Origin of the sequence: Nostoc linckia z4 (assembly GCF_002608075.1) — a bacterium.
Lineage (GTDB): Bacteria > Cyanobacteriota > Cyanobacteriia > Cyanobacteriales > Nostocaceae > Nostoc > Nostoc linckia.
Map to the genome: position 1 here is coordinate 22933 of NZ_LAHA01000068.1, position 20379 is coordinate 43311.

The following is a 20379-nucleotide window of genomic DNA, read 5'->3' on the forward strand; positions in this document are numbered from 1 at the left end:
CCCGCAAAATAGGACACGTTGTAAATTAATATTGCAGAGCGTGTTTTATCGATTTACTAACTTGCCCATAAATGATGATGGAGCAATCAAAATTTTGCACGATAAAATCAACTCTTCACCCCTTTGAGTGCCTCAAGCTTGCCCATAAACAATCATTTTTGGGAATGTTTCGACTGGAAGAGTCAAGTAAAGTTTGGTATTGAAACAACTGTATATCAGGGGTTTTGATTGATCTCCGTTACAAAATTTTACAACGTGTCCCATTTTGCAGCTATCCCGGCTGAACCGCAATGACGGCTGTTATTATTGCCCGCGTGTCGTATTCCGAAGGGGTGGTAGTTTGTCAGATGGACCACCGCACTTATCGCAACTTATGTAAAAAAGATAAATAAGGCGGATAAAGCTATGGCTATTGACCAAAAAACAATGATGCAAGCAGTTTATGACGCGATGTTCGACGCATTGACGACGACCCCTGCGGGGGTCGGCGGTGGTAGGCCGGCCTTACCGAGGGCGAATACCTACATGTCACTATCCATACCAGGCAACCCTATAGACGAAACGCAATTTGCTAATGCGTGGTCCCCAACTAACCCACAAGGCTCTGTCTGGCCCACGGAGAACTTCTCAACTCTGGTAGATAGTGTACCTGTTTTGAGCCCTGCTTATTTCGCCAGCGGTGCCAGCATCGACAATCTGTACGGCGAGATAGTACGCGCCAATGTTGCACCCCCGCCGCCGGACCCAGAAGGCCAAGCAGCATACGAAAGGGCTTTCAATCTTCTCTATGCGGACGTGTCCGACTTTGACGAGCAGGGACGGCCGGTCACAGTCAAAGGACCGTCACCGTTCTATATCAACTATCGAAACAAGTATAAGCGCTATACGGATGTTCTTGTCAGCTACCTAACAAACTACCTCCAATATGACTTATCAAACCCTAATGATGCCAGGAGGTGGGCGATTCTTGCTCCAACTTTAAGAGGTCCTGTTGACGAAGCTTACAATGATCTTCAGACAGCTCGACCTGGTGTTATTGAGAATGCAGTAGCGACTCTTGGTCAGTATCAGCAATCGAGCTTAGCAGCTATCTTTACGCGGGCCCGGCAAACTTATGAGACGACCAGGAAGGGGAGCCTCGCTGATCCCAATATCTTTTGGCATCTCTGCGAGCCTTTTCCGGCTAACTGGTTCGCTCCTTCAGCCGCAGATAACTTTACCCAAGTAACCATCGATTCCCAGAGGGTACGTATTACGGAGAATTCGCGCTTTGAAAGCTACGGTGCTTCTGGTGGCGTAAACTTCGGTCTCTGGCGCGTTGGAGGGGGCGGCTCCCATCAATCCCAGCAATACGATTTGAGCGAGGATACGACAGGTTTGAAGGCATCCTTCCGCTTCGGTCGGGTTGAGATCCGACGTCGTTGGCTTGATGCCTCGCTTTTGTCACTACGTGGATGGAGCACGGCCGGCCGTTCCCCAGGCAGCTATTCAAACGGGAATGACAGCAACAACCCCGGCGTCTTCTCACTTCTACCTACCAGCTTTATTGTTGCAAGGGATATTCAAATTAGCGCAACATGGGGCAGTACTGATATTCACAATGCCTCGCAGTCCACATCAGCCAGTGCGAGCGTCGGCTGGGGTCCCTTTTCGCTCTCAGGTAGCTACAGCAACAGTTCTTCAACGCGGACATTCAATTCGTCGTTTGACGGTACGACGATCATTGTCCCCGGAATACAGATAGTTGCTTGGTTAAGCACCATCGTCCCCTTCTGCCCGCCAACAGGCGGTCCGCCCGCACAACCTCCAGCGACAAGGTTTGCCGTTCCGCAGCGACGAAACCCCTATGCCTTACCCTACACGACGCGTGCAAGTCTCTCTGAACAGGAACAGGGCGAATTCATAAGCGCCCGAACAGATAATGGGGGTTCCCGTAGAACTCCTATCCCTAGCCAGCCCGTTCAAGCCCCGATTCCCGATATTCCGATGAAGAAGACAGTCAGTGCGGAGGATCGGGTAGCCAGTAACAAACTAGCACCCGAGCTAATCCCCTCACAGGACGGCCTTATGCTCGAGGTTGTCAGTTTAGACAATTAGGCGTAGATATAGCGAAGATACTGTTGACGAAAGTGTTACAAACACATAAACAAAAGTGTTACAACTAAAAGCCGCAACGACAGATTGAAGGTTTGAGCTTACGTAATACTTTAAAATACAAATATGTATTACATTTGCCAACAGTATCTTCGGTTAAGCCGCCGCCGGAATGCTATGCAGTGGCGGCTTATGCCCGGCTCCCGCAGATTGTAAAAGTCCTGTTTAATGGAGGTGTCAAAGTGGAAACCACACATAGGTCTGAAGAACGACGCTCTCGCTGGGTTTCAGCTGAAAACACACCTGAGTACAATGAAGCAACTAGGGATAAACCATATAGAGATTCACCTAGCCCTGTGACTCGGATAATCCGTGAGGGAGACACGACCAAAGCCGACCCTTTTACTATCCTCTTCCTTGCAAATCCAGCTTTGGAAACCCCATGGAATTCCGGCACATTCGAGGTTGACCCCGTTACATCTGACCAAGTAGCATTCGACACTTGTGTTAGCTACGCATGCGATTCGCTGTTTGGAAGCTTGCCGTCGCAAAAGGAGAATCTGCTAGATCATCCAACGATTGGTCCAAAGATTCGGATACTTTCTGTATTTCAGGTTGGACTGAATGCGGAAGATAAGAACGCTCTGGTCGCTCAGGACTCCGTGAGCAACCTTCTTGTTGCCCGCCGTCAAATCTTCATTCCGTTTATCTCCAATCTCGGACTCCAGGCGGATGTCGTCTACGCTATATCACAATCCACTTCTCACAACCGAGCCTCAACTTGGTTTACTTCGGACAATGATGCTGGACCTGGATTCAACTTTACGATTGATGGGGTAACACAATCGCACAGATTTTACAATCTTATACCTGGTACGGTGGCGATGCACACGAGTGCTAGGTCGCTTACGCCGTTACATGAATTCGGGCACGCACTCTCAAGTTATACGAACGGTGCGCTTGTCGACCTATATGTTGACAGCGAGCAAGCATTTAACAACAAAAGAGGACGCCCAATACCTGAATTTTTTGCGACATACAGCGGCACTGGCATAATTTCAGATACATCCAGAGGAGGCCTAGGTTATCCTGCAGGATGGCAGTCCTATCATTGTGAGTTGCTTAATTTGTACGCCCCTGCTGTGATGGACAACTACTATCTCGCCTCAGGCGGGTCGGAGACTTGTCTTCACGACAGCATAACTAAACAATTCTTGCTTGATCGCCTATTCGCTAAAATATCTCGTTAGGAGCAAACAAATGGAGCCTTTGAAACCTGAGCAGAAAGAGGCAGCATTGTGCAATAACCCTCAAGCAGCACCTGAAGACATCGACGAATATGAGCGTCTGCTGGCGGCTCGTTTCAGTGTCGATCCATCCTTGAGTAGGTCGCCTGAAGAATCGATATCTGCAGAAATGCGGGAGAATCGTTTAAAAGAACTCTACATTAAGATTTTTGGTAGTAATAGTTGATAAAATTTAACAATCCCGTTACACACCGACTGGACACTGTTGGCGACAGTGTTACAACCTATAAACATAGGTATTACAAATAAAAGCCTCAATGACAGATTAAAGATTTGAGCTTACGTAATACTTGTACTTGTTGTGACCTGCAATTATAAATGCTCAAACCGGTATGGAGCCGAGATTTGAGTAATTTTCTGCAAGATGGTCTGGAAACCCTTGCTCTGTCTGGTTTTGATAACTTGTTACTTTCGAGTCAAAAAAGCCGTTATTTACAACGTAAAATCAAGCCTTTTCAGGTCATCTTGCAGGTTTTTGGTCGCATCTCGGCTCAATACCTATTTACGGGAATATGATTTTTTCATTATAAAAAACTACGCCACATTGACTTAGCATCCGTTTGAAAAAGCTGAATCAGCTTGCCACTATTGAAATTCTAATTTTTCTGAAATTAAGTTAATGGAAGAAGCTTTCTCCATATCATCAAATGCTTGTATCATGTTGCCTAATTTTTTGTAAGAGAGACTTCTATAATGGTAAGCTTGAGCAGAATCAGGATTGAACTCAATAGCTTGGGTAAAATTTGCAATAGCCTCTATGTAATTTTCTAAATAATAAAAAGCCAATCCCCTACCGAAGTGTACTGTATCATCTTCTGGATTAGTCTGGAGCGCCGCTGAAAAATCTTCGATAGCTTCTTGAAAATTACCAAGTTCTATATAAGCAAAAGCCCGATAAACGTATAGTTGGTGTTTTGGTTTTGGACTAAAATTAATAGCTTTGGAGAAATCTTTAATAGCTTTTTTAAAATTTTTTAAGTTAAGGTAAGCAAGACCACGGTTGTGCAAAAACTCTATATTTTTGGGATCTAAATCAATAGCTTTAGAGAAATCTTCGACAGCCTTCCGAAAATCCTCAGTATTCAAGAATACTAATCCTCTGTTGTAATAAATACCAGGAGTCTCAGGGTCGATATCAATAACCTGAGAGAAGTGTTTAACAGCTTGCTGAAAATTTCCAAGCTCGGCATGGGCAATCCCTAAAAAATTATAGACTACATAAGCAAGATTCCATTCTGGGTTAAGATTAATGACCTTATCAAAATCTTCAATAGCTTCTTGATATTTCTCTTGTTCAAAAAAAGCTTCTCCTCGCATCATGTAAAGCTTTTCACTATCTGATTTAAGTTTAATAGCTTCAGAAAAGTCCTTGATAGCTTTTTGAATTTGAAAATTTTTTAAGTAAGCTCTACCCCGATACAAGTATGCACCATAGTAATCTGGAACTAAAGTGATATTTTGAGAAAAATCTTCGATTGCTTTCTGCAAGTCTCCAGTTTCGGTATACGCAATTCCTCTAAGACTAAAAGCTATGTCTGATTTTGAATCGATTGATATAGCTTTAGAAGAATCTTCAATTACTTTTTGAAAGTTTTTTAATTTAAAATATGCTGCTGCTCTAGAAGTATAAAATGAACTATCCGTGTCATCTTGATTAATGGCTTCAGAATAAAGTTCGATAGCTTTAGAAAATTCTTCAATTAGAAAGTAAGTATATCCTTTGAAATAATAACCGATGGCTTCGTCTGGATTAAGAATAATAAAGTTAGAAAAATCATTAATTGCTTTTTGAAATTCCTCAATTCTGAGATAACACTTACCTCGTTCCAAATAACATAATTCTTCATCATATTTAAAACGTATAGCTTCAGTAAAATCCTTGATTGCTTCTTGAAAAAGTTCAACATTTAAGTAAGCAATACCACGAAAAAAATGAGCTTTCCCCTGTTTATAACCAAGTTTTATAGTTTGAGAAAAATTATCTATTGCTACCTGAAAATCCTTTAAATAATATAAATTAACTAATCCAATAGTTCCATAAGCTTGTGCAAATTCAGGATAAATTTTAATAGCTTCATAAAGATTTTTAATACCTTTTTTAAACTCTTTTGTTTTTATAAAATCTAGCCCTAATTTCATTAATTCTTGAGCTTTTTGATGATTAAAACTAGCCGCGACGAAAGAATTTTCAATGCTTTCTAACGTGTTATCTAAATCTATTCCTATATTTCCATATTCTTTTCCTTGCAAAATCATCTCTGGAAGATAAGGATGTTCTTTAGTATCTATTGATAGACTTTTTTCAAGCTGTTCTATAATATTGACCGCTGAATTTTTGAAGTCATAGCTAGGAAATGAACTAGATAAGTGAACCTTTCCTGAAGATGAGCATTCAGCTTTCTGTCTCTTATTTGGCGATACTTCTAATTGATTTAAATACTGAGTAAGCTGCTGAATTGATGTATTTAAATCATTTAATTGGCCTCCAAGTGTCGAGTTTGCTGCCTCTTTGAGTAATTCTGGAATTAATGACCGAAGTAACCCCTTGAGACTGCTTGCAGGTATATAAGGTTCTTCTTTCTTAAAACCAAATGAATTCTGCTGTAGTAAATGGTTTACTAATTCTTCTAATGTTATGTTCTTAGCACGGGCTTGTTCTTGAAGTGCTAGTGCAATATCACTTTGCAACTTTATTTTTGTAACCTCTGGTTCGTCATCCCATGAGATTGTCAAAGTTCCACCAAGAGCTTGAACCAATTCTTCTATAGTTTCCAACTTTGACTTTCTCGGCTCTGCCACAGCTTTGTTAACAGCGCTTTGGTATTGAGTTACGGGAGGAACCTTACCACCCTCAGATCTTAAAACACAAATTTCCTTGGCTAGCCTGTATGGTGTCCAGTTCAGCTTCTTCAGGCGCTTCTCCAGAAATTCTTGATCCATTTGCTGCTTCCTATGAGTTACAGCATTTGGGTGCTGTAATTTGTGATTGGTTCAACCTATTAATTAATTTTACTAGCATTATGGTGCTATATCCTGAGTATTTTAGCTCACATCTTAGTAGCTACCAACGCTAAGTGAAATGTCATAAAATTCCCATTTTTCCTGGTTTTGCGTCTCTCTTCCTATTTTTATAGCATTATAACGCTTGCTAATCATGCATTATAGTGATATAAAAAAAAAGGGCAGTACACGATTGCCCTGTCATTAGAAATTCAAGACTATTATGACCATCATTTGGGGTAACTACGAATTTGAGGGCCCGTGGAGTTTAAATACTTGGAACCCGCCTAGACTTGCAGGCATATATGCCATAATGTGCAAGCCTTATCCTCTGACTCAATTAAATAAGTATCAAATCATTTACTTTGGTGAAACTGAGAACTTTGCTGAGCGAGGTTTCCCTTGGAACCATCATGCCTCTCAATGCTGGATTAACCAAGCAGGAAATTCATTAAACGTTTATGTAGGTGTATGTCATCTGCCCGGATCTACTAAGGCTCAACGTTTGTTAGTAGAGAGTGACCTTACACAAAGATACCGTCCTGCTTGCAATCTTACTGCATAGAGCAGCTTGGAACGGGTAGCCCTCTCATGAGTTCATCCTTCATCACAGGGATGCCATGATATTCTGGCTTCCCGCCCAAGAGCGATCACTGGTGATAAGTATGCAAACAAGGCGTTATCCAGCTGACAAGCTGGAGAAGGCGGCCGTGAGGCTGCTGCAACAAGCAGAATTTTTGTGTAGAGACTGGGCGGCTTGAGGTTGGATGGTATCGCACCAAAAGGTGCTGGTTGTTCTCTTATTCAAAGCCAGTCATCCCAACTCATTCCCATCGTCAGGAATGACTAAAAATACTTGTTTTATAACCTGTCTACAGAATGCTAGGTTAAACTAACCACCTCTTTCTAGAAATGATTACCATAGTGTCTCTTTTGACGGATGAGGATAACCGTACTCATCAGTAGTTGGCAAACCGTAATCTAGGCTTTTTACTGAACGATACGGTAGTGATAGAGACACAGAAAAAACCAAAAGTAATTAGCTGGTATTAATACATCACACCTCATAACGCATCAGGTTAGTGTCTTGTTGTTATCAGGGCTGCATCTTTCAGAAAACGTAAAAAATTACAACCTTAGAGGAACACTAATGCACATCCCTCCTTACAATCATTTAATGCAGGAATTGAAAAGCCTAGTAGAAAAAGATCCAATTCTTCTTGGACGTACTTTACTACCAGTAATTGCTTATTTAGAACAGACAAACAACATTTACGATCAATTTGTTTTAGATAACTTAGACAATTTAGATGATGAAGATGATGATTCATCATACTTAAAATATTGATTTTTAACATAGTGGTTCGATTAATTTAATTAAATAGTCCAGGTAGAAATTTAGTTCCTTGAGTACTATGCTTGGCATTTCTGAAGAAATTTTCTGATTTTTAATAAACTGGAATGCTGTTATGTAAGCTCTAGGTTGTAGAGTAAAAGGTATTCTTGATTCAATCATTGCTTTGTGCAGTAAATTGTAACTACCCATGTATAAGCAATGATGAATTAAGTATAAATACTTTCTAATATCTTTAACAAACTGCTGAAGCTGAGAAGATGAATTTAAATCTTCGCCATATTGCTTTATCTCAGAATATTCCAAAAGTAGGTATTCAACGGCTTCTCGTGCTAAAGCTTTTTGGCGGCGCTCATTTAGCCAAGTAGCTCCTTCGCGGCTGGCTTTTATACGTTCCTCAAACTCTATGGTAATTCCTTTAAATATTTTGAGGGATTCATCTAAGCGTTGTACACATATTTCTAATTCTGATTTTTCAGCTTCAAGCCTTTTTATATCCAATTCATATAAAGTTCCTTTTTCTCGAAGCCATTTGATTTCTTCTTCTTTAGCTTTAATTTGATCTAAAAAAATTTGTTTTGATTCTTCAGAATCTTGTATCGAATTTTCAATAATAGATTCATGAGGTGGAATTATATCAAATATTTTCAAATCAAAAACGCTCATAATTGCAGTTGCGGAAGCTATATCAACAGCTTGACTGTTGAAAAATCGCTGAACTGTTTTTACATCTACAGTAGCTTCTTCTGCAATGCGTTTGTAGGTGAAACGCTTACCGTTACTATCCAGCTTATTGGCTCTAGCGTTTTGTAGTAGTTCATATCCACGTGCTGTAGGACGAACACCACGTGGCTTGCGCTCTCGGATCATGGTATGAGATGCAATGTAGCTTTAAACGTCAGTAATATCACCCTCTATTGTCTCCTAAAAGGACAGAAAAGGGAACTTAACCACATCAAGTGAGACAAAAAGGGCAAAAAAGGTAACTTGTTAGTTACCTAATTATCTTCCATTTACTGGGATCGCTTTTACTTATTGAAAAATCTAATCTGGTTGTAAAGACAAGAAAAAAAGGATAAAAAAATGCCAAACTCTTCAACCGGATTAGCTAATAATCTCAATTCAGATGACGAAAGCATATCGTTAAAAGTAAAGATTGGTGTTTCCTCGAAGACATTGAAACAATTTGCAGTAATGGTTAGTATTGGTTTATCTTTCTGGTGTGGCTTTGAGATTGCTAATAAACAAAAACAATCTCAAATTCAAACACAAAATCAAACACAGATTGCTAATTGCAGTGCTGGACAAGACTCTAAAACCACTTCACCAATGAGTTCATCGACAACGCCAATAAAGCCTTCTGTTCGTCAAGATTAGAAGTTTACTAGTAGTAGGGAGCAGCCTAACATAGCCCGTTCAATAACTGTTTTTTACGGCTCTCCCTACTACCAGACTACTCACTTAACTGAGGTGCGATAGTATTAAAAGTGCAAATAAGTTAATTTTAAGTACTATTAGACATTAAAATTAAAACAAATCCGTAAGCACACTACTCAGATTGATTTAATTGATAGTACTTTGGATTATGATCACAAATCACCCCAATCAAAATTAAGGAAGCGTCGAGCATTCAGCTTGGTGTATTTCTCCGTGTGTTTGATATCACGATGCCCTAAAAAGTCCTGAATCTCTCTAGTGCTGTAACCCTGATTCACCAGATAATAACCGCAGGCATGGCGCATCATGTGACAGTGAACTTTGATATCAAGCCCCGCAATAACTGCCAGCCGCCCCATCAGCTTTCGTACCGCATCAGTGGACATCACCTCACCGCGCTCGGAAACGAAAATGTATTTGCCCTGGGGCAACATCTCTCTAAGTTCTTTGAGCAAAACCAATTCATCATCTCTCAAGGGATGCACCCCAGAGTCACTACCCTTTTCCCTGGTGATGAAAATCTGACGTTCGCCCCACATAACTGCATCCCACCTTAAGCCGCACTTAGCCCCTACAGCTTCCCCCACCCTCAGACCGTGGCGAAACATCATTAGCATCAGTGTATAGTCACGGTGAGCATAACGGGCAGGGCGATTTAGTGCAGCATCGAGCAGCGATCGCACTTCACTTGGTGTAAGGTATTCTCTAGACCTGTAATGCTTGTTAGGTTTACGTCCTGGCGGGGTGGTTGTCATTTGTTTGGGTGTACTGTCCTCTTTACGCGTCATTTTCTGGACACTACACATTCTCCCAAATCCCCACCACTTCGTGAAGCAGCACCCTATAACTGACCTCAGTTAAGTATTACTTATCTTTCCAGCACCGAAAAATTCTCTACAGAAGGCGATTGATAATTTTGGCTTATATATAGTGATGAGCGGCTTGCCTAACTGTCTATACTGGGTTCTATATCCCAGTTGCTGCTATCAAGGATTACGGCGGGGCTTGATGCCACTGATGAAAATAACTAAGCTGTTTAGTTTGTTTAGGGTGTCAGCGGGAGTTATATCTATCCCCAATTTGAAGAGAAATACTAGATGCCTAAGCCAGGAAGTCATCCCTCTGACTTAGGCATCCACCTACCGAGACTTATGCTAGTTTGGTAACTTTTTGCGGCGAGGGTGTTGAATGTCAGCAAAGCCGCGCAATCCCCTTGCTTTAGAAGAATCGGTGTAGACATCAGCCCTACGGACTTCATCAGAGAACTTTAAGCCGATTCTGGTCTCTAGGTTAGCGATAGACACCTGGAAGTTATTGAATTCACCAACAGGCCGACGCTCAAAGGGAATATTATTGACAAATTTCTCCTGACTAACAACGTAGGCGCTGGAATAGAGTTTGCCCACTCCGTCCGTTACCAAAATAACCTTCCAAAAAAATTGGGGAACTTGAATGCCTCGGTGAACTACATCAGTTTGTTGGAAGATGGGGCCAGTGAAAACACTTGCAAGAAGATCATCTTGATCTGTGTTGGTGAGGATGAAGTTTTCCAGCCCTTGCCACAGCTGCTCAGATTGGTTGAACTCAAAGTACTGAGGAGAGCAATTTGTGAAATGGAACGTGTCGCTGTTGGCTATCCTTGCTGTGCTTTCTTCTCCCCAAATTGGGTCTTGTCTGCGAACCAAATGACCTCGGTCAAAAAAGTTCCCTCCTGGTTCATTGCCGTAAAAATCGTTTCCTACTTGCAGATTCTCCCGAATGCGGGGATCAAAAAACCATTCGTCGTTCTTTCGTTCCAGTCCAACCCACTGCTTCCCGTTAATATTGACAGCAGTGTAGAAGGCTAAGCGACGGGTTTCACACATGACGATTGAGAAATGTGTGTAGCGGAGGATATTGTCTTGCGTCCCCTCTACTTGTGCGACTGAACCAAAGGCAAGGGCCGTCGATGTTAATTCTGGTAGGGAAATTGTAACCCCAAGAAAATCAGGGTCATAACCTTTGCGACCATCATAATAACTCAGTGGACGAATACTTCCGCGCCTTGGTTTAGTGCTAGGCTTAGAGGGCTTTGTCTTCTTCTCAAAGTTGAGCCGATCCCCCGATAGCTCAGGAGTACTTATTGTCGAGGTGACTATGCTTTCGCGAGGAGTCGTACCTGGAAATATTCGGATGCCCTTGGCATCTTCAAGGAAAGCTTGAATCAACTGGGAGGCGGAACCATCCTGTTGAGCTTGAATTTTGTTTACTTGAGCGATAATTTTACTTGTCCGTATACCCTCATTGGCGATCCATTTAATTTGATTTTCACTAAGCTTTTCTGCTTCTGACTTGGATACCCACTCGCCGTTGGTCAGTTGAATTTCTTCAACTCCCTCATGGATGCGAGTTTCTACTACACTCTTGTGATGAATGGCAACTACCTGCCAGTTATCATTCAAAGCCGGAGACCCGGAAGACCCAGGAGCCGTGTCGCTGGCATACCAGAGAAAATTGTCTGTAAGGGCATCCTGGTTATCACCAATCTTGAGAACCTTGTTTTCTCGAATAGCAATTTGCTTGGGTTGACCATCTGGGTGTTGGATAATGGTAACAAATTCTAATGGTTCTACCTTGTGAAGGGTAGGATCGAGACGCAAAAACCCATAATCTGCAAGGCTAGCTTCTCCGTCGTCCGACTTTTCAGCAACGGCAACTAGGGTAAAATCAAGCTCAGAGTCCGTGATGAATGCTTCAGTAGGAGTCAGCTCAAAAGCTTTTCCTTCTCGAATTCTACCGCTAATGTCCATCTCATAGCCAAACTGGGCTGATGCTCGCATTGCCGCATCAACAGATTCAATGACATGATGATTTGTGATTAGCAGTCGGGGAGATACGAGCAAGCCAGTTCCCCAACTTCCATTTGAGCCAAATATATCTCCGACCCAAATCCGGCAAACTGCGCGGGCAGCCAGCGTCCCCCTTTGCAGGAAGTTAATCGGCAGCAGATCGTTACGCCCAAGAACACGCTCCAGATCGAAGGAGGACACTCCAGAACCACTCGCTGCAATGTTTTCAACTCGCCTAGCCAAAACCGTTAGAGGGTCTGTTGTGCGGTCACGCCTTTCTATATTGGACAGAGGAGCTTCCTGGCTTGCCGAAACCTCTTGGTTCCGCAAGGATTTGAGTTTGTCAAGGAAGTCCTCACCGTAGGTCACTGTCTTAAGAGGCATAAGTTTTTAAGACTCCATAATTTGCAGAAACTGGACGTAACTATGGCAAAGCTAAACCTGTGTATAGCTTTATATCATCTACGCAAAAATCAAACCTTAAATACGAAGACTATTGATTGGGAATATATCTATGAACCCTAAGCAACTCAGTTGGGTTTTGACAGTACCTTCAAGGGTACTTTCTTTCTAACAGGTGTGAGCGTACACAAACGAAAAACCAACATTAGACACTTAGCAGATAACCTGGAAGTACCACCCTCACTCAGAGCTAAAGCAGCTTAACTATTTGTTTAACCCCAGTGTAGGGTTTAATACCTCTAGTGCCGACATTTTACCGCATAACTGCGTTTAACTACTCAGAAAAACGATATCCACTTCTGCTAGCATTGGGTGACAGTGTGCTGGGTGATACCTGTGACTAGTACACGAACGCGTTTGCCCTAAACTATAGTTGTTTCTTGGAACATACGAGTTTTACAGGATTGGTCAACACTTCAGCAGGATGTTAAAGCTACTGCTAATATTGTGCTTTTTTATTGAAATAGCCACGACTGGGCAACAGGAGTGAGCAACACTGGCACTTAAAACGCTTGCAATAAAGCACTTTGAACTTTGACATCACTTGCGTTTGTTACTTTTTATCTGATTGCTGTCTTTGATACCAACTGTGATATCAAAATTAGTTCAACCTCATCATCTCCTGATGCGCCGACGAACTGGGAGACGCTTCGCTTAGAGCGGGTGGTGTGGGGGACGGGCAACAATTTACTCGTGGAGTGGTCAAAACTCAGCAGCCCGCCCCCCACACTCCGCTGCGCCACCCGCTCTACTCCCAGTTCTCGACAGCTAAAAAAAATAATTCTCTAACAATTAATTATCAAAATCAATTGGCTGGCCGTTGAAATGCTTGTGAATACTAAGAGGAGTCAACCAAAGGGGAATTCTTACCTTTTTATCTACTTCTGCATCGCCATCAGAATTGTTTAAACCGTTAACTATTGCAACTTTCAAAGGTGTTTTACCATCAGCTGTTTTGCGGTCAATTTGAATAGTACCTCTAGCTCTACCTTTGGCTGTTCCATCACTGCCACCAACAGCAGTATTAGTAAAGAAATGGGCTATACAAACTAATCTTTCTTCAGCCTTTCTAGGGTCGCTAAGAGATGCTTTAACAAACTTTTTGGCAGGCTCTTTGGTGATATCTGACTCAGAATAGTTAGTAAATTCGTCAACTAATAACTGTTGCGGTTGCTTATCAGGTTGATTATTAATTCTGTCTAGCCAACGCTCACGCGCATCATCAAAAGCTTGTCCTATCTCTGATTCTGTTTTAGCTATCAACTGAGGGCTTAAATATTTCCATGCGTTTCTAAGGTTCTCCCCGGCGTGTGCGTCTATTAGCTGATACAAGGGCATATCAAACAGATATTGTCTGAGCATGACAATCGAAGCTGCTAAAGTTGATTTACCGCTTCCAGCTTCTCCTAATACCCAAACGGGTTTTTGATTGTCGATGACCTTCCACAGCCAGCCATCCTCATGATTCTTGAGTGCTTCGATTAAATCACTGATGAGGCGCTGGTCAGTCAAAGGATGATTGTCATTTGCGATCGCGCTTTTGGTTTTACCCTCAATCTTGCCGCGTTCCTGATCTGCTTTGGCTTTGTCTCGAAGATTCTCAGCAATGGTTTTATCCATGACGGAATGATTAACAGCACGGGCTTTCATAAAGTCCTCTAGCTGAATTCGAGCCTTAGCGCGTTCGTTCTCCTCATCAGTCAGTCCCAGTGCTTTGCGTTCTTCTGTATCCAGTCCTGACAGCCCATCTTTCAGGCGTTCAGTGTAAAGCTGGGTCGAATGCTGCTTAACTTCTCGTTTGTGCTTATTATGCTGCCAAATTGCATAGTCGCCAGTCTTTTCCAGTTCGCCCAATTCATAATCCGTGCGTTTGAGGCGGGAGCAACGCACGAGCAAGCAACCCACAATACCCCATAGCCCCATAACTGCAACCCCATATCCAAGCAACTGATTAGGGTTGTCTGTGGGCAAATCACGCACCCATTGAATTGCATCTCCTTTGTAGGGAATGATGCTGCCATACAGCCCGTAGCGAAGCCATTCTTCAGTTAGGACAAAACGCGGTTGATTACAAAAACGTTTATCCAGTGCTACTTGACTTTCTACACCATTAATTGACCTTGGGCAGAATTGAATCTGTGTCAGGTTGTATGGCTGTCGTGTTTGCGATGTTGCCAGCCCGATGATTGCGGCCACACCACACACACCAGCCAGCGTTAACTCGAAAACACCTTGTTTCATTCTCGTCCCCTAAAAATAATTGCAATGGAACCAATAAATAAAGCCAACGCGACTGCAATACTTAACCAAGGGTCTGATTGTGGATTCTGTTTTTCAATAGTTTGGATGTCTTGGTTAATTTGGCTGACTGTTTCTTTAGTCAAATTCTCAAAATATTGATAGTCTTTGACTGCTAACCAAGTTGTGATACCTGCAAACACCAAACCACCAGCAGTTTTAAAAAGATTTTGCATATTATCTACCTCTAGTCCATCGCTGTTGTAATTAACTCTCAAGCCCGTTAACCCAGCCAAAGAGCCAACACTGCATATAGAAAATGAGAGCGAGATTGCTAAACAGAGATTAACGCCACCGCCAGTTATTAATAAATATTTAGCTATAAAGAATCCTGTAGAATTTAACGACCAACCAACAAAGAATCTCGTCAATTTATCAGTTGTATTGATAACATCTTTACGGTGCTGCTTGCGTGACTCTAAGTGTTCTATCAAGTCTTTTGGTAACGGGGTATCAGGAGCGATTTCGCTTACTGATTCTTCTTGGTCGGACTCAATATCGTATGTCATGTTAACACCAAGATATTTACTAGCCCGACAGTAACTTTATGCGGTGGCTGTCGGGCTTAAACTGTCAGAAACCTATTAGGGCATCTTTGATTTTTTGGACAATCGAACGCCCAGCATATTGTTTTTTCGGTTTGAAATCATCACGAGCGTTATCACCCATTTCTAAGTAATACTTGCCCAGTTCTTTATCATGTTGTAGGTCAATTGTTTGTTGTCTAATGTCTGTCTGCAATTCTGTCTGCAACATCTTATATTCGCCATCAACTTGCATCATGTGCTTCTCTACCCATGATTTCAGCTTGATATGGTCTGTCGCTTGTTGATGGCGTAGCGTTTCTTTATCCTGGGATGAAGCGAAATCAAGCTTCATTTCTTCTAAGATATTCGCTAGATGAGTGTCAGCTAAAATTGCTGACTGCACTGCTCTTTCAATCTTCTCGCCGCTTACACCAGCTTGTTTGTAGATGTCGCTTAGGACTATATTTAAGTCCTCAGTCCCCTTGATAGCAGCTAACATTTGCTCTCTAACCTGTGGGGCAAATTCACTAATTTTCGCCCCGTCATTACCCATTTGTCCTATCAGCTTTAGGGCTGTTTTATCACCTGTTAACGCTCTGACTACTAAGTTAGTAGATGCATTGAATTTATTTTTTAATTGGCGCTCTAGGTGGCGTGATTTGGAAGTTACCAGATTCTTTAGCTTGATTGAACTTTTCACAGCGATATTCCTTTGATGGGGTAAAAATTTGAGTGCAGTGATACTCCATTCGCCTCACATATTGCTCAATAGCTGACTTACGTTTGAGATATTGCTGATAGCTTAAATGCTCCACGAGTGGCAGATATACCCAGTAGTGCAAGGGTAAAATAACAGCAGCAAGCGCACCCAAACTAACAGCAATTCTTGAGAAGTAATTCATCCTACAAGAGCGAATCAGCAAGCACTCAAGCAGTGTCAATTCATCACTATTGAGCCGCGTTGAGCCTTGCCTTGATGCCTGAAAGTTGGCTTTTAGTTTGATTACGGCTAGACTCTAAAGCCGCACTAATGCCCGTTAACCCAAGGGATAGCTTGTCTCTGCTTTGCTCATGACGATTAACTACTCGCTCTTGTACCCTGCTCAACGTCCGGTCAATCTTTGCGTCAACTTGATTAGCTCTTAAGTCAGCATAAGCGAGTAGTGCTGTTTCTACTTGTTCTAGAATTTCGTCAAAAGTGCTGGCTGAGGTGTCAACGCTATCGGCTATGTCATTGATTTGTTGCTCTGACAGGATTACACCTAAAACAGCAGCTTTATTCACGATCATCTCGCCTACATCTTGAGGGGCCACCGCGAGCTTCCCTGTTTCAAGTTCAGTTTCGGCCTCTACTTGGGTGAGAAATTTTTCTTCAACGGGTTCATCAGCTACAGATAATTGGCTTGTCACTTTGGCTTTGAGATAGTCAACGGCTTGGCTCAATTGTTCTTTGGTGGGATTGTCAAGGTCATCGCACTCGACAGCTAGCGCCGCTGATTTGTAATCGTCCTTGGTAAATCCTTGATAACCCTGTTTGTACAAACGAGCGCGGACATTGTTAGTAAACTTGTCAGGCATGATGCTTATTCCTTATTTGGCTAGTGCTAGGACTTCGATAGTTGCGGATTTTATCGGTTGCGATCGCTTGTTAATTGCCCATTTAGCAGCAACAAACGCAACAAGGGCTAAATCTTTGCTGTGGTAGACATCTAGGGCACTGAAAGATAGTTCAGCTTGACTAAACCAGTAGTACCGAGTGCTGCGTGGTACGTCGTCAAGGTTGATTCTTAGATACTCTGCCAGCGCTACTAGGAATTGTTGACCTGTGTATTGAACTTCTTGGGCATCATAGAAGTGTTTAAAGGCTTGCCAGCGCTCGTTAAAATCAGAAGTTCTAAAAGAAAAGGCTGGACACTTGCACTTCATACCTGCATAGGTTTCAACAACGCTTTGAGCATTTGCTGATTCAATAGAGAGCGAAAAATACTGTTTTAAGGACGCAACTATGCGATACCAAGTGATATCTGAAATGCCTTTTCCTGTGATGCGTTCGTAAGTCTCTTTGAGGAAGCGATACTTAGCTACATATTTTTTTGTTGCCACATTCACTCTGTTTTATTACTTAAGTGTGTATAGAATTGACTGACTATCCTTAATTTGAGGTTATTTGACTTGCCTTATTAGCTAGAAACAGTTATCCTGATACGCCAAATTAGCTAGGCACTATCAATAACCTTGGATCTTGGACTTTAGACAAATGTCAAAGGCTCGTTTGCAGAGGCTATAACCACGTAATAACAAGGCTTGTCAGCTTTGACGACATACTGACACTTTTCTGTTATCCCGCATATACACGCCCTTTTAGGCTAGCTGACACGCTCACCGATCTGGTTTTGGGCGCTTTGCTCCCGTAGTAGATGTTACCAAGCCTTAAAAAAACTCCAGTTGTATCGCTGTGGTTGTCATCGTTGCCCCGTGCTGGTTGTACAAACTTGGAATCTCCTAGACTTTGCGTAATACTTTGTCCCGATTGAGTTTTAAGTCGGCAGTTTTAGATTAACGGGGTAAAGGACGGAAATAATACTGTGTGTGTTTGATACTATCGCTGCTTGTTAAATATCTGTACAGCGTTCCATCGATCCAATAAGTTTTGCTCTGGGTCAACAGCGTGACGCATCCAACAAGTTCTTTATCAATCATCATTCTTGTCTCCAGCCGCACACGCGCCTGTCAAGCTTGCACCCAGGAAGACCGCAATAGATGCGATGGCGCTTCCTTCAAAAATTTTGGCGTTGTAAATCCATGTGGGCTGATATTGGTCGCCTCTGCTTTCTTCAAGCCGGTCAATGCCGTGACAAAAGATAGTACCAACAACCATAAAACCTGTTGTTAACAAGCTTAGAATTGCTATTTCTGACGCTGCATCAAGTATGAATGAGTTAATCTTTTCACGCAGAGTCACCACACGGGGAATGTGCATTACTGGCTTTTGTTCTAGATATGAATACCACTGGTCATTAGTAAAATTTGAGGGCTTGTAATCACAATGATCATGTTCGTCAAGTAGTTCGCCTACTGCTTGTATTGCATCGCCGAGTGTCACGTCTGGAGAGTATTCCAGTTGCCTAAATTCCTCCGAAGCTCGAATTTCTCTAAGCCAGCGATCTGTAACTTGTAAACGCCTAATCTGATTAGATGTCAGCATTGTTGCTCCCTTGTTTGGTAGTTCGTTAATCGCTTCTAAATTCTGTAAATTGATATGCATGAATCCTCGCTCGTGATGCTCCCACGCAGAATTACCGCGACCGCAGATATAGAGCCGACGCAATGCAGATAACCTGTGTTCGTAGCTAAATAATCGTGTTTGCCTGAGTTATTGACGCATCGATAACCCAGGCACTATGATATTAGTACAGGACATCTTATAATGTCAAGGTAGCTGACCATAGAAAGCTAGCCGACAATTGCAAGCTTAACTGGCATAGTGTTAAATAAAAGTCTGATAATACCAGACAGGTTGCCATGCCAGTTCGTAACACTGTGAGGAGGTTTATTGAAGAAAAGCTCAAAATCACACGTTATCAATTTATGAAAGAGACGGGACTATCAAAAACCACAGTGTACGCGCTGTGCGACAATCCTGAGCAAATACCCAATGGGATAGCGCTTAACAAAATCTGTGACTGTTATAAAGTCCAACCCTGTGAGTTATTGGAGTGGTACGAAAATTAGAGGAAAGACGAGTAATGACCGAAGATAACGAACCTGAAAGACGATCGGGGGAGGATTGGGACTGGCAAAAAGAAACTAGGGATTGGTCAGCCGCAGCGTCAGAGCTTGCTTGCTTTTCTCTCGCTAGGATGAAGGACAAGGATTTAATCGAAATCATCGACACTAAGCGGGGCTTACTGAGATATATTTGTATATTTAGGGACAAAAAACAATGACAGAAGCACAATTAACAGCTACTCAGATACCCGTAAATGACATACTAAGTATGTTTGCAGCTATTGGTAACAAAGACTACGCTTACTTTCAAGAGCTAGAGCAAGCTTTTGTTTCTCAACATGGGGAAGAAGTTTGGGAGCAAGTTTTTAACTTTCGCGTCCTACCAGCACTAGACAAGCCTGCTAGCCAGTGGTTGTTGGCGCAGTGGATGAGCCACGGTATTAACAGCATAAAAACAGTGGCTTAAGTCACCGTAACGTTACGGTAAGTGAAGCAGCAGGATAAAACACTGTGTTTTATTCCTATAATATTAGATTAATTTGATACAAAAAATAATAAGTATATAGTATGCAAAAGATGAGTGTTACGAGTAACGAGGGTATGTCAATAAACCGGATGAACCGCAGCGCAATGCATCGGAGCAATGGAGAGCCTTTGCCACCAGCTGTAGGGCGTAAATGTTAAAAACAGAAAAGCGCCCCGGTCTGGAAAACTAGGCGCTTTTCATTTGAGACACGGACAACTCCATAAGTTTCACCGACTTAAGTTGTTCCGCTTTCGCTAATAGAAATCTTATCCTATATGACGGCGGTTCAACAAGTGGAGTTGTCCAGAAATTACAAAAAATTTCTGAGACACTACAATGACAACCAGAGCAACGAATGGGCGGGCAGATGTCGCCGACAAGAGCGCAGGATATACAGCGCAAGATGACAGAGATGATTTCAACATTATCTTTATTCACAAAGATTTAGACGACTTTGGGTTAGACCCCTACTCATTCCGCATTTACAGCCGCATTGTTAGACGCGCTGGCAGGGGTGAGTCATTCGAGAGCAACAAACACATGGCGGAAGGCTGCCGAATGTCAGAGGCACAAGTCAAGCGTTCGCTAAAAGTTCTCACCGAATACGGCTTGATTATCAAGGAAAAGCGACCAGGTACAACCTGCCTTTACCGTGTTGCACCCCGTCGTAATTGGTCTAACCCTATACCACCAAACACGCCAGATAGTACGGGTAGCTCAGACAGACCTATCCGCGATGAAGAAGTTATAGAGGATGTTAATGATACAAATGATGTACGGTTAGGTCTACCAGAGCTAGGGGTTAGGTCTGGTAGAC

Annotated in this window: 21 protein-coding genes; 11 read left to right on the forward strand and 10 right to left on the reverse strand. The window is 42.4% G+C overall.

All coding sequences use genetic code 11. The annotated features are described in order from the left end of the window. Nucleotides 1–405: 405 nt before the first annotated feature. The 4 genes from VF06_RS33020 (at nt 406) to VF06_RS33035 (ending at nt 3917) form a co-directional block, all read left to right on the forward strand. Nucleotides 406–2097, forward strand: a complete 1692-nt coding sequence (locus VF06_RS33020; RefSeq protein ID WP_099070360.1) for a hypothetical protein — start codon at nt 406–408, stop codon at nt 2095–2097. Nucleotides 2098–2189: 92 nt separating this feature from the next. Continuing rightward, nucleotides 2190–3344 carry a hypothetical protein gene (locus tag VF06_RS33025; RefSeq protein ID WP_143861813.1) on the forward strand — a complete coding sequence of 385 codons (1155 nt, stop codon included), beginning with the start codon at nt 2190–2192 and terminating at the stop codon, nt 3342–3344. A 10-nt stretch (nt 3345–3354) separates the two neighbouring features. Further along, nucleotides 3355–3567, forward strand: a complete 213-nt coding sequence (locus tag VF06_RS33030) for a hypothetical protein (protein ID WP_099070362.1) — start codon at nt 3355–3357, stop codon at nt 3565–3567. A 152-nt stretch (nt 3568–3719) separates the two neighbouring features. Further along, nucleotides 3720–3917, forward strand: a complete 198-nt coding sequence (locus VF06_RS33035) for a hypothetical protein (RefSeq protein ID WP_099070363.1) — start codon at nt 3720–3722, stop codon at nt 3915–3917. Nucleotides 3918–3986: 69 nt separating this feature from the next. Here VF06_RS33035 and VF06_RS33040 read toward each other — a convergent pair whose 3' ends face one another. Further along, complete coding sequence (locus VF06_RS33040; protein WP_099073060.1) at nt 3987–6341, reverse strand: tetratricopeptide repeat protein; 2355 nt, start codon at nt 6339–6341, stop codon at nt 3987–3989. Nucleotides 6342–6624: 283 nt separating this feature from the next. Between VF06_RS33040 and VF06_RS33045 the strand changes: the two genes are divergently transcribed. Together VF06_RS33045 and VF06_RS33050 are read left to right on the forward strand one after the other, a co-directional pair. Beyond that, nucleotides 6625–6966, forward strand: coding sequence for a hypothetical protein (locus VF06_RS33045; protein WP_099070331.1), 342 nt, complete (start codon nt 6625–6627; stop codon nt 6964–6966). A gap of 585 nt (nt 6967–7551) precedes the next feature. Then, the gene (locus VF06_RS33050; protein ID WP_099070332.1) at nt 7552–7749 is read left to right on the forward strand and encodes a hypothetical protein; all 198 of its coding nucleotides are present in this window, start codon (nt 7552–7554) and stop codon (nt 7747–7749) included. A 3-nt stretch (nt 7750–7752) separates the two neighbouring features. Here the strand turns inward: VF06_RS33050 and VF06_RS33055 are convergent, their stop codons facing one another. After that, nucleotides 7753–8625 (reverse strand): bilin-binding protein, encoded by an 873-nt coding sequence (locus VF06_RS33055; protein WP_099070333.1) that lies wholly within the window; start codon nt 8623–8625, stop codon nt 7753–7755. 213 nt (nt 8626–8838) lie between these two features. On the opposite strand from VF06_RS33055, the gene VF06_RS33060 reads away from it, so the two are divergent. Beyond that, nucleotides 8839–9132 (forward strand): hypothetical protein, encoded by a 294-nt coding sequence (locus VF06_RS33060; RefSeq protein WP_099070334.1) that lies wholly within the window; start codon nt 8839–8841, stop codon nt 9130–9132. A gap of 212 nt (nt 9133–9344) precedes the next feature. On the opposite strand, the gene VF06_RS33065 is transcribed toward VF06_RS33060, so the two are convergent. Both VF06_RS33065 and VF06_RS33070 read right to left on the reverse strand, forming a co-directional pair. Continuing rightward, nucleotides 9345–9980, reverse strand: coding sequence for a tyrosine-type recombinase/integrase (locus tag VF06_RS33065; protein ID WP_244918200.1), 636 nt, complete (start codon nt 9978–9980; stop codon nt 9345–9347). Between the two features lie 366 nt (nt 9981–10346). Beyond that, a complete protein-coding gene (locus tag VF06_RS33070) occupies nt 10347–12404 on the reverse strand; it encodes a DNA/RNA non-specific endonuclease (protein WP_099070335.1) in 2058 nt (685 codons plus the stop codon). Between the two features lie 612 nt (nt 12405–13016). Here VF06_RS33070 and VF06_RS39820 point away from each other — a divergent pair. Continuing rightward, on the forward strand, nt 13017–13271 hold the full coding sequence (locus VF06_RS39820) for a hypothetical protein (protein WP_143861809.1): 255 nt from the start codon (nt 13017–13019) through the stop codon (nt 13269–13271). A gap of 3 nt (nt 13272–13274) precedes the next feature. Here the strand turns inward: VF06_RS39820 and VF06_RS33075 are convergent, their stop codons facing one another. From VF06_RS33075 to VF06_RS33110, 6 genes are all read right to left on the reverse strand, one after another. After that, nucleotides 13275–14723 carry a hypothetical protein gene (locus tag VF06_RS33075; RefSeq protein ID WP_099070336.1) on the reverse strand — a complete coding sequence of 483 codons (1449 nt, stop codon included), beginning with the start codon at nt 14721–14723 and terminating at the stop codon, nt 13275–13277. Beyond that, complete coding sequence (locus VF06_RS33080; protein ID WP_099070337.1) at nt 14720–15289, reverse strand: hypothetical protein; 570 nt, start codon at nt 15287–15289, stop codon at nt 14720–14722. Before VF06_RS33080 ends, VF06_RS33075 begins: the two co-directional genes overlap by 4 nt. A 64-nt stretch (nt 15290–15353) precedes the next feature. Further along, nucleotides 15354–16007, reverse strand: a complete 654-nt coding sequence (locus VF06_RS33085) for a hypothetical protein (protein WP_099073059.1) — start codon at nt 16005–16007, stop codon at nt 15354–15356. 248 nt (nt 16008–16255) lie between these two features. Next, a complete protein-coding gene (locus VF06_RS33095) occupies nt 16256–16885 on the reverse strand; it encodes a hypothetical protein (RefSeq protein ID WP_099070340.1) in 630 nt (209 codons plus the stop codon). A 12-nt stretch (nt 16886–16897) separates the two neighbouring features. Next, entirely contained in the window at nt 16898–17410 is a 513-nt protein-coding gene (locus VF06_RS33100; protein ID WP_143861810.1) for a hypothetical protein, read from the reverse strand. Between the two features lie 589 nt (nt 17411–17999). Beyond that, complete coding sequence (locus VF06_RS33110) at nt 18000–18572, reverse strand: hypothetical protein (protein ID WP_099070342.1); 573 nt, start codon at nt 18570–18572, stop codon at nt 18000–18002. A gap of 257 nt (nt 18573–18829) precedes the next feature. Here VF06_RS33110 and VF06_RS33115 point away from each other — a divergent pair, with 257 nt between their 5' ends. From VF06_RS33115 to VF06_RS33130, 3 genes are all read left to right on the forward strand, one after another. Continuing rightward, entirely contained in the window at nt 18830–19039 is a 210-nt protein-coding gene (locus VF06_RS33115) for a helix-turn-helix domain-containing protein (protein ID WP_099070343.1), read from the forward strand. 211 nt (nt 19040–19250) lie between these two features. Further along, the gene (locus tag VF06_RS33125) at nt 19251–19502 is read left to right on the forward strand and encodes a hypothetical protein (protein ID WP_099070345.1); all 252 of its coding nucleotides are present in this window, start codon (nt 19251–19253) and stop codon (nt 19500–19502) included. A 396-nt stretch (nt 19503–19898) separates the two neighbouring features. Further along, the coding region (locus VF06_RS33130; protein ID WP_218964544.1) for a hypothetical protein at nt 19899–20379 on the forward strand (481 nt) is incomplete at its 3' end.

What these genes read in the sequence shown, in the direction of transcription:
- VF06_RS33040 (WP_099073060.1), bottom strand. Translation starts at nt 6,341, where the DNA reads ATGGATCAAGAATTTCTGGAGAAGCGCCTGAAGAAGCTGAACTGGACA.
- VF06_RS33055 (WP_099070333.1), bottom strand. Translation starts at nt 8,625, where the DNA reads ATGATCCGAGAGCGCAAGCCACGTGGTGTTCGTCCTACAGCACGTGGA.
- VF06_RS33115 (WP_099070343.1), top strand. Translation starts at nt 18,830, where the DNA reads ATGCCAGTTCGTAACACTGTGAGGAGGTTTATTGAAGAAAAGCTCAAA.
- VF06_RS33070 (WP_099070335.1), bottom strand. Translation starts at nt 12,404, where the DNA reads ATGCCTCTTAAGACAGTGACCTACGGTGAGGACTTCCTTGACAAACTC.
- VF06_RS33125 (WP_099070345.1), top strand. Translation starts at nt 19,251, where the DNA reads ATGACAGAAGCACAATTAACAGCTACTCAGATACCCGTAAATGACATA.
- VF06_RS33020 (WP_099070360.1), top strand. Translation starts at nt 406, where the DNA reads ATGGCTATTGACCAAAAAACAATGATGCAAGCAGTTTATGACGCGATG.
- VF06_RS33075 (WP_099070336.1), bottom strand. Translation starts at nt 14,723, where the DNA reads ATGAAACAAGGTGTTTTCGAGTTAACGCTGGCTGGTGTGTGTGGTGTG.
- VF06_RS33035 (WP_099070363.1), top strand. Translation starts at nt 3,720, where the DNA reads ATGCTCAAACCGGTATGGAGCCGAGATTTGAGTAATTTTCTGCAAGAT.
- VF06_RS33060 (WP_099070334.1), top strand. Translation starts at nt 8,839, where the DNA reads ATGCCAAACTCTTCAACCGGATTAGCTAATAATCTCAATTCAGATGAC.
- VF06_RS33030 (WP_099070362.1), top strand. Translation starts at nt 3,355, where the DNA reads ATGGAGCCTTTGAAACCTGAGCAGAAAGAGGCAGCATTGTGCAATAAC.
- VF06_RS33050 (WP_099070332.1), top strand. Translation starts at nt 7,552, where the DNA reads ATGCACATCCCTCCTTACAATCATTTAATGCAGGAATTGAAAAGCCTA.
- VF06_RS33095 (WP_099070340.1), bottom strand. Translation starts at nt 16,885, where the DNA reads ATGCCTGACAAGTTTACTAACAATGTCCGCGCTCGTTTGTACAAACAG.
- VF06_RS33110 (WP_099070342.1), bottom strand. Translation starts at nt 18,572, where the DNA reads ATGCATATCAATTTACAGAATTTAGAAGCGATTAACGAACTACCAAAC.
- VF06_RS33065 (WP_244918200.1), bottom strand. Translation starts at nt 9,980, where the DNA reads ATGACGCGTAAAGAGGACAGTACACCCAAACAAATGACAACCACCCCG.
- VF06_RS33080 (WP_099070337.1), bottom strand. Translation starts at nt 15,289, where the DNA reads ATGACATACGATATTGAGTCCGACCAAGAAGAATCAGTAAGCGAAATC.
- VF06_RS33045 (WP_099070331.1), top strand. Translation starts at nt 6,625, where the DNA reads ATGACCATCATTTGGGGTAACTACGAATTTGAGGGCCCGTGGAGTTTA.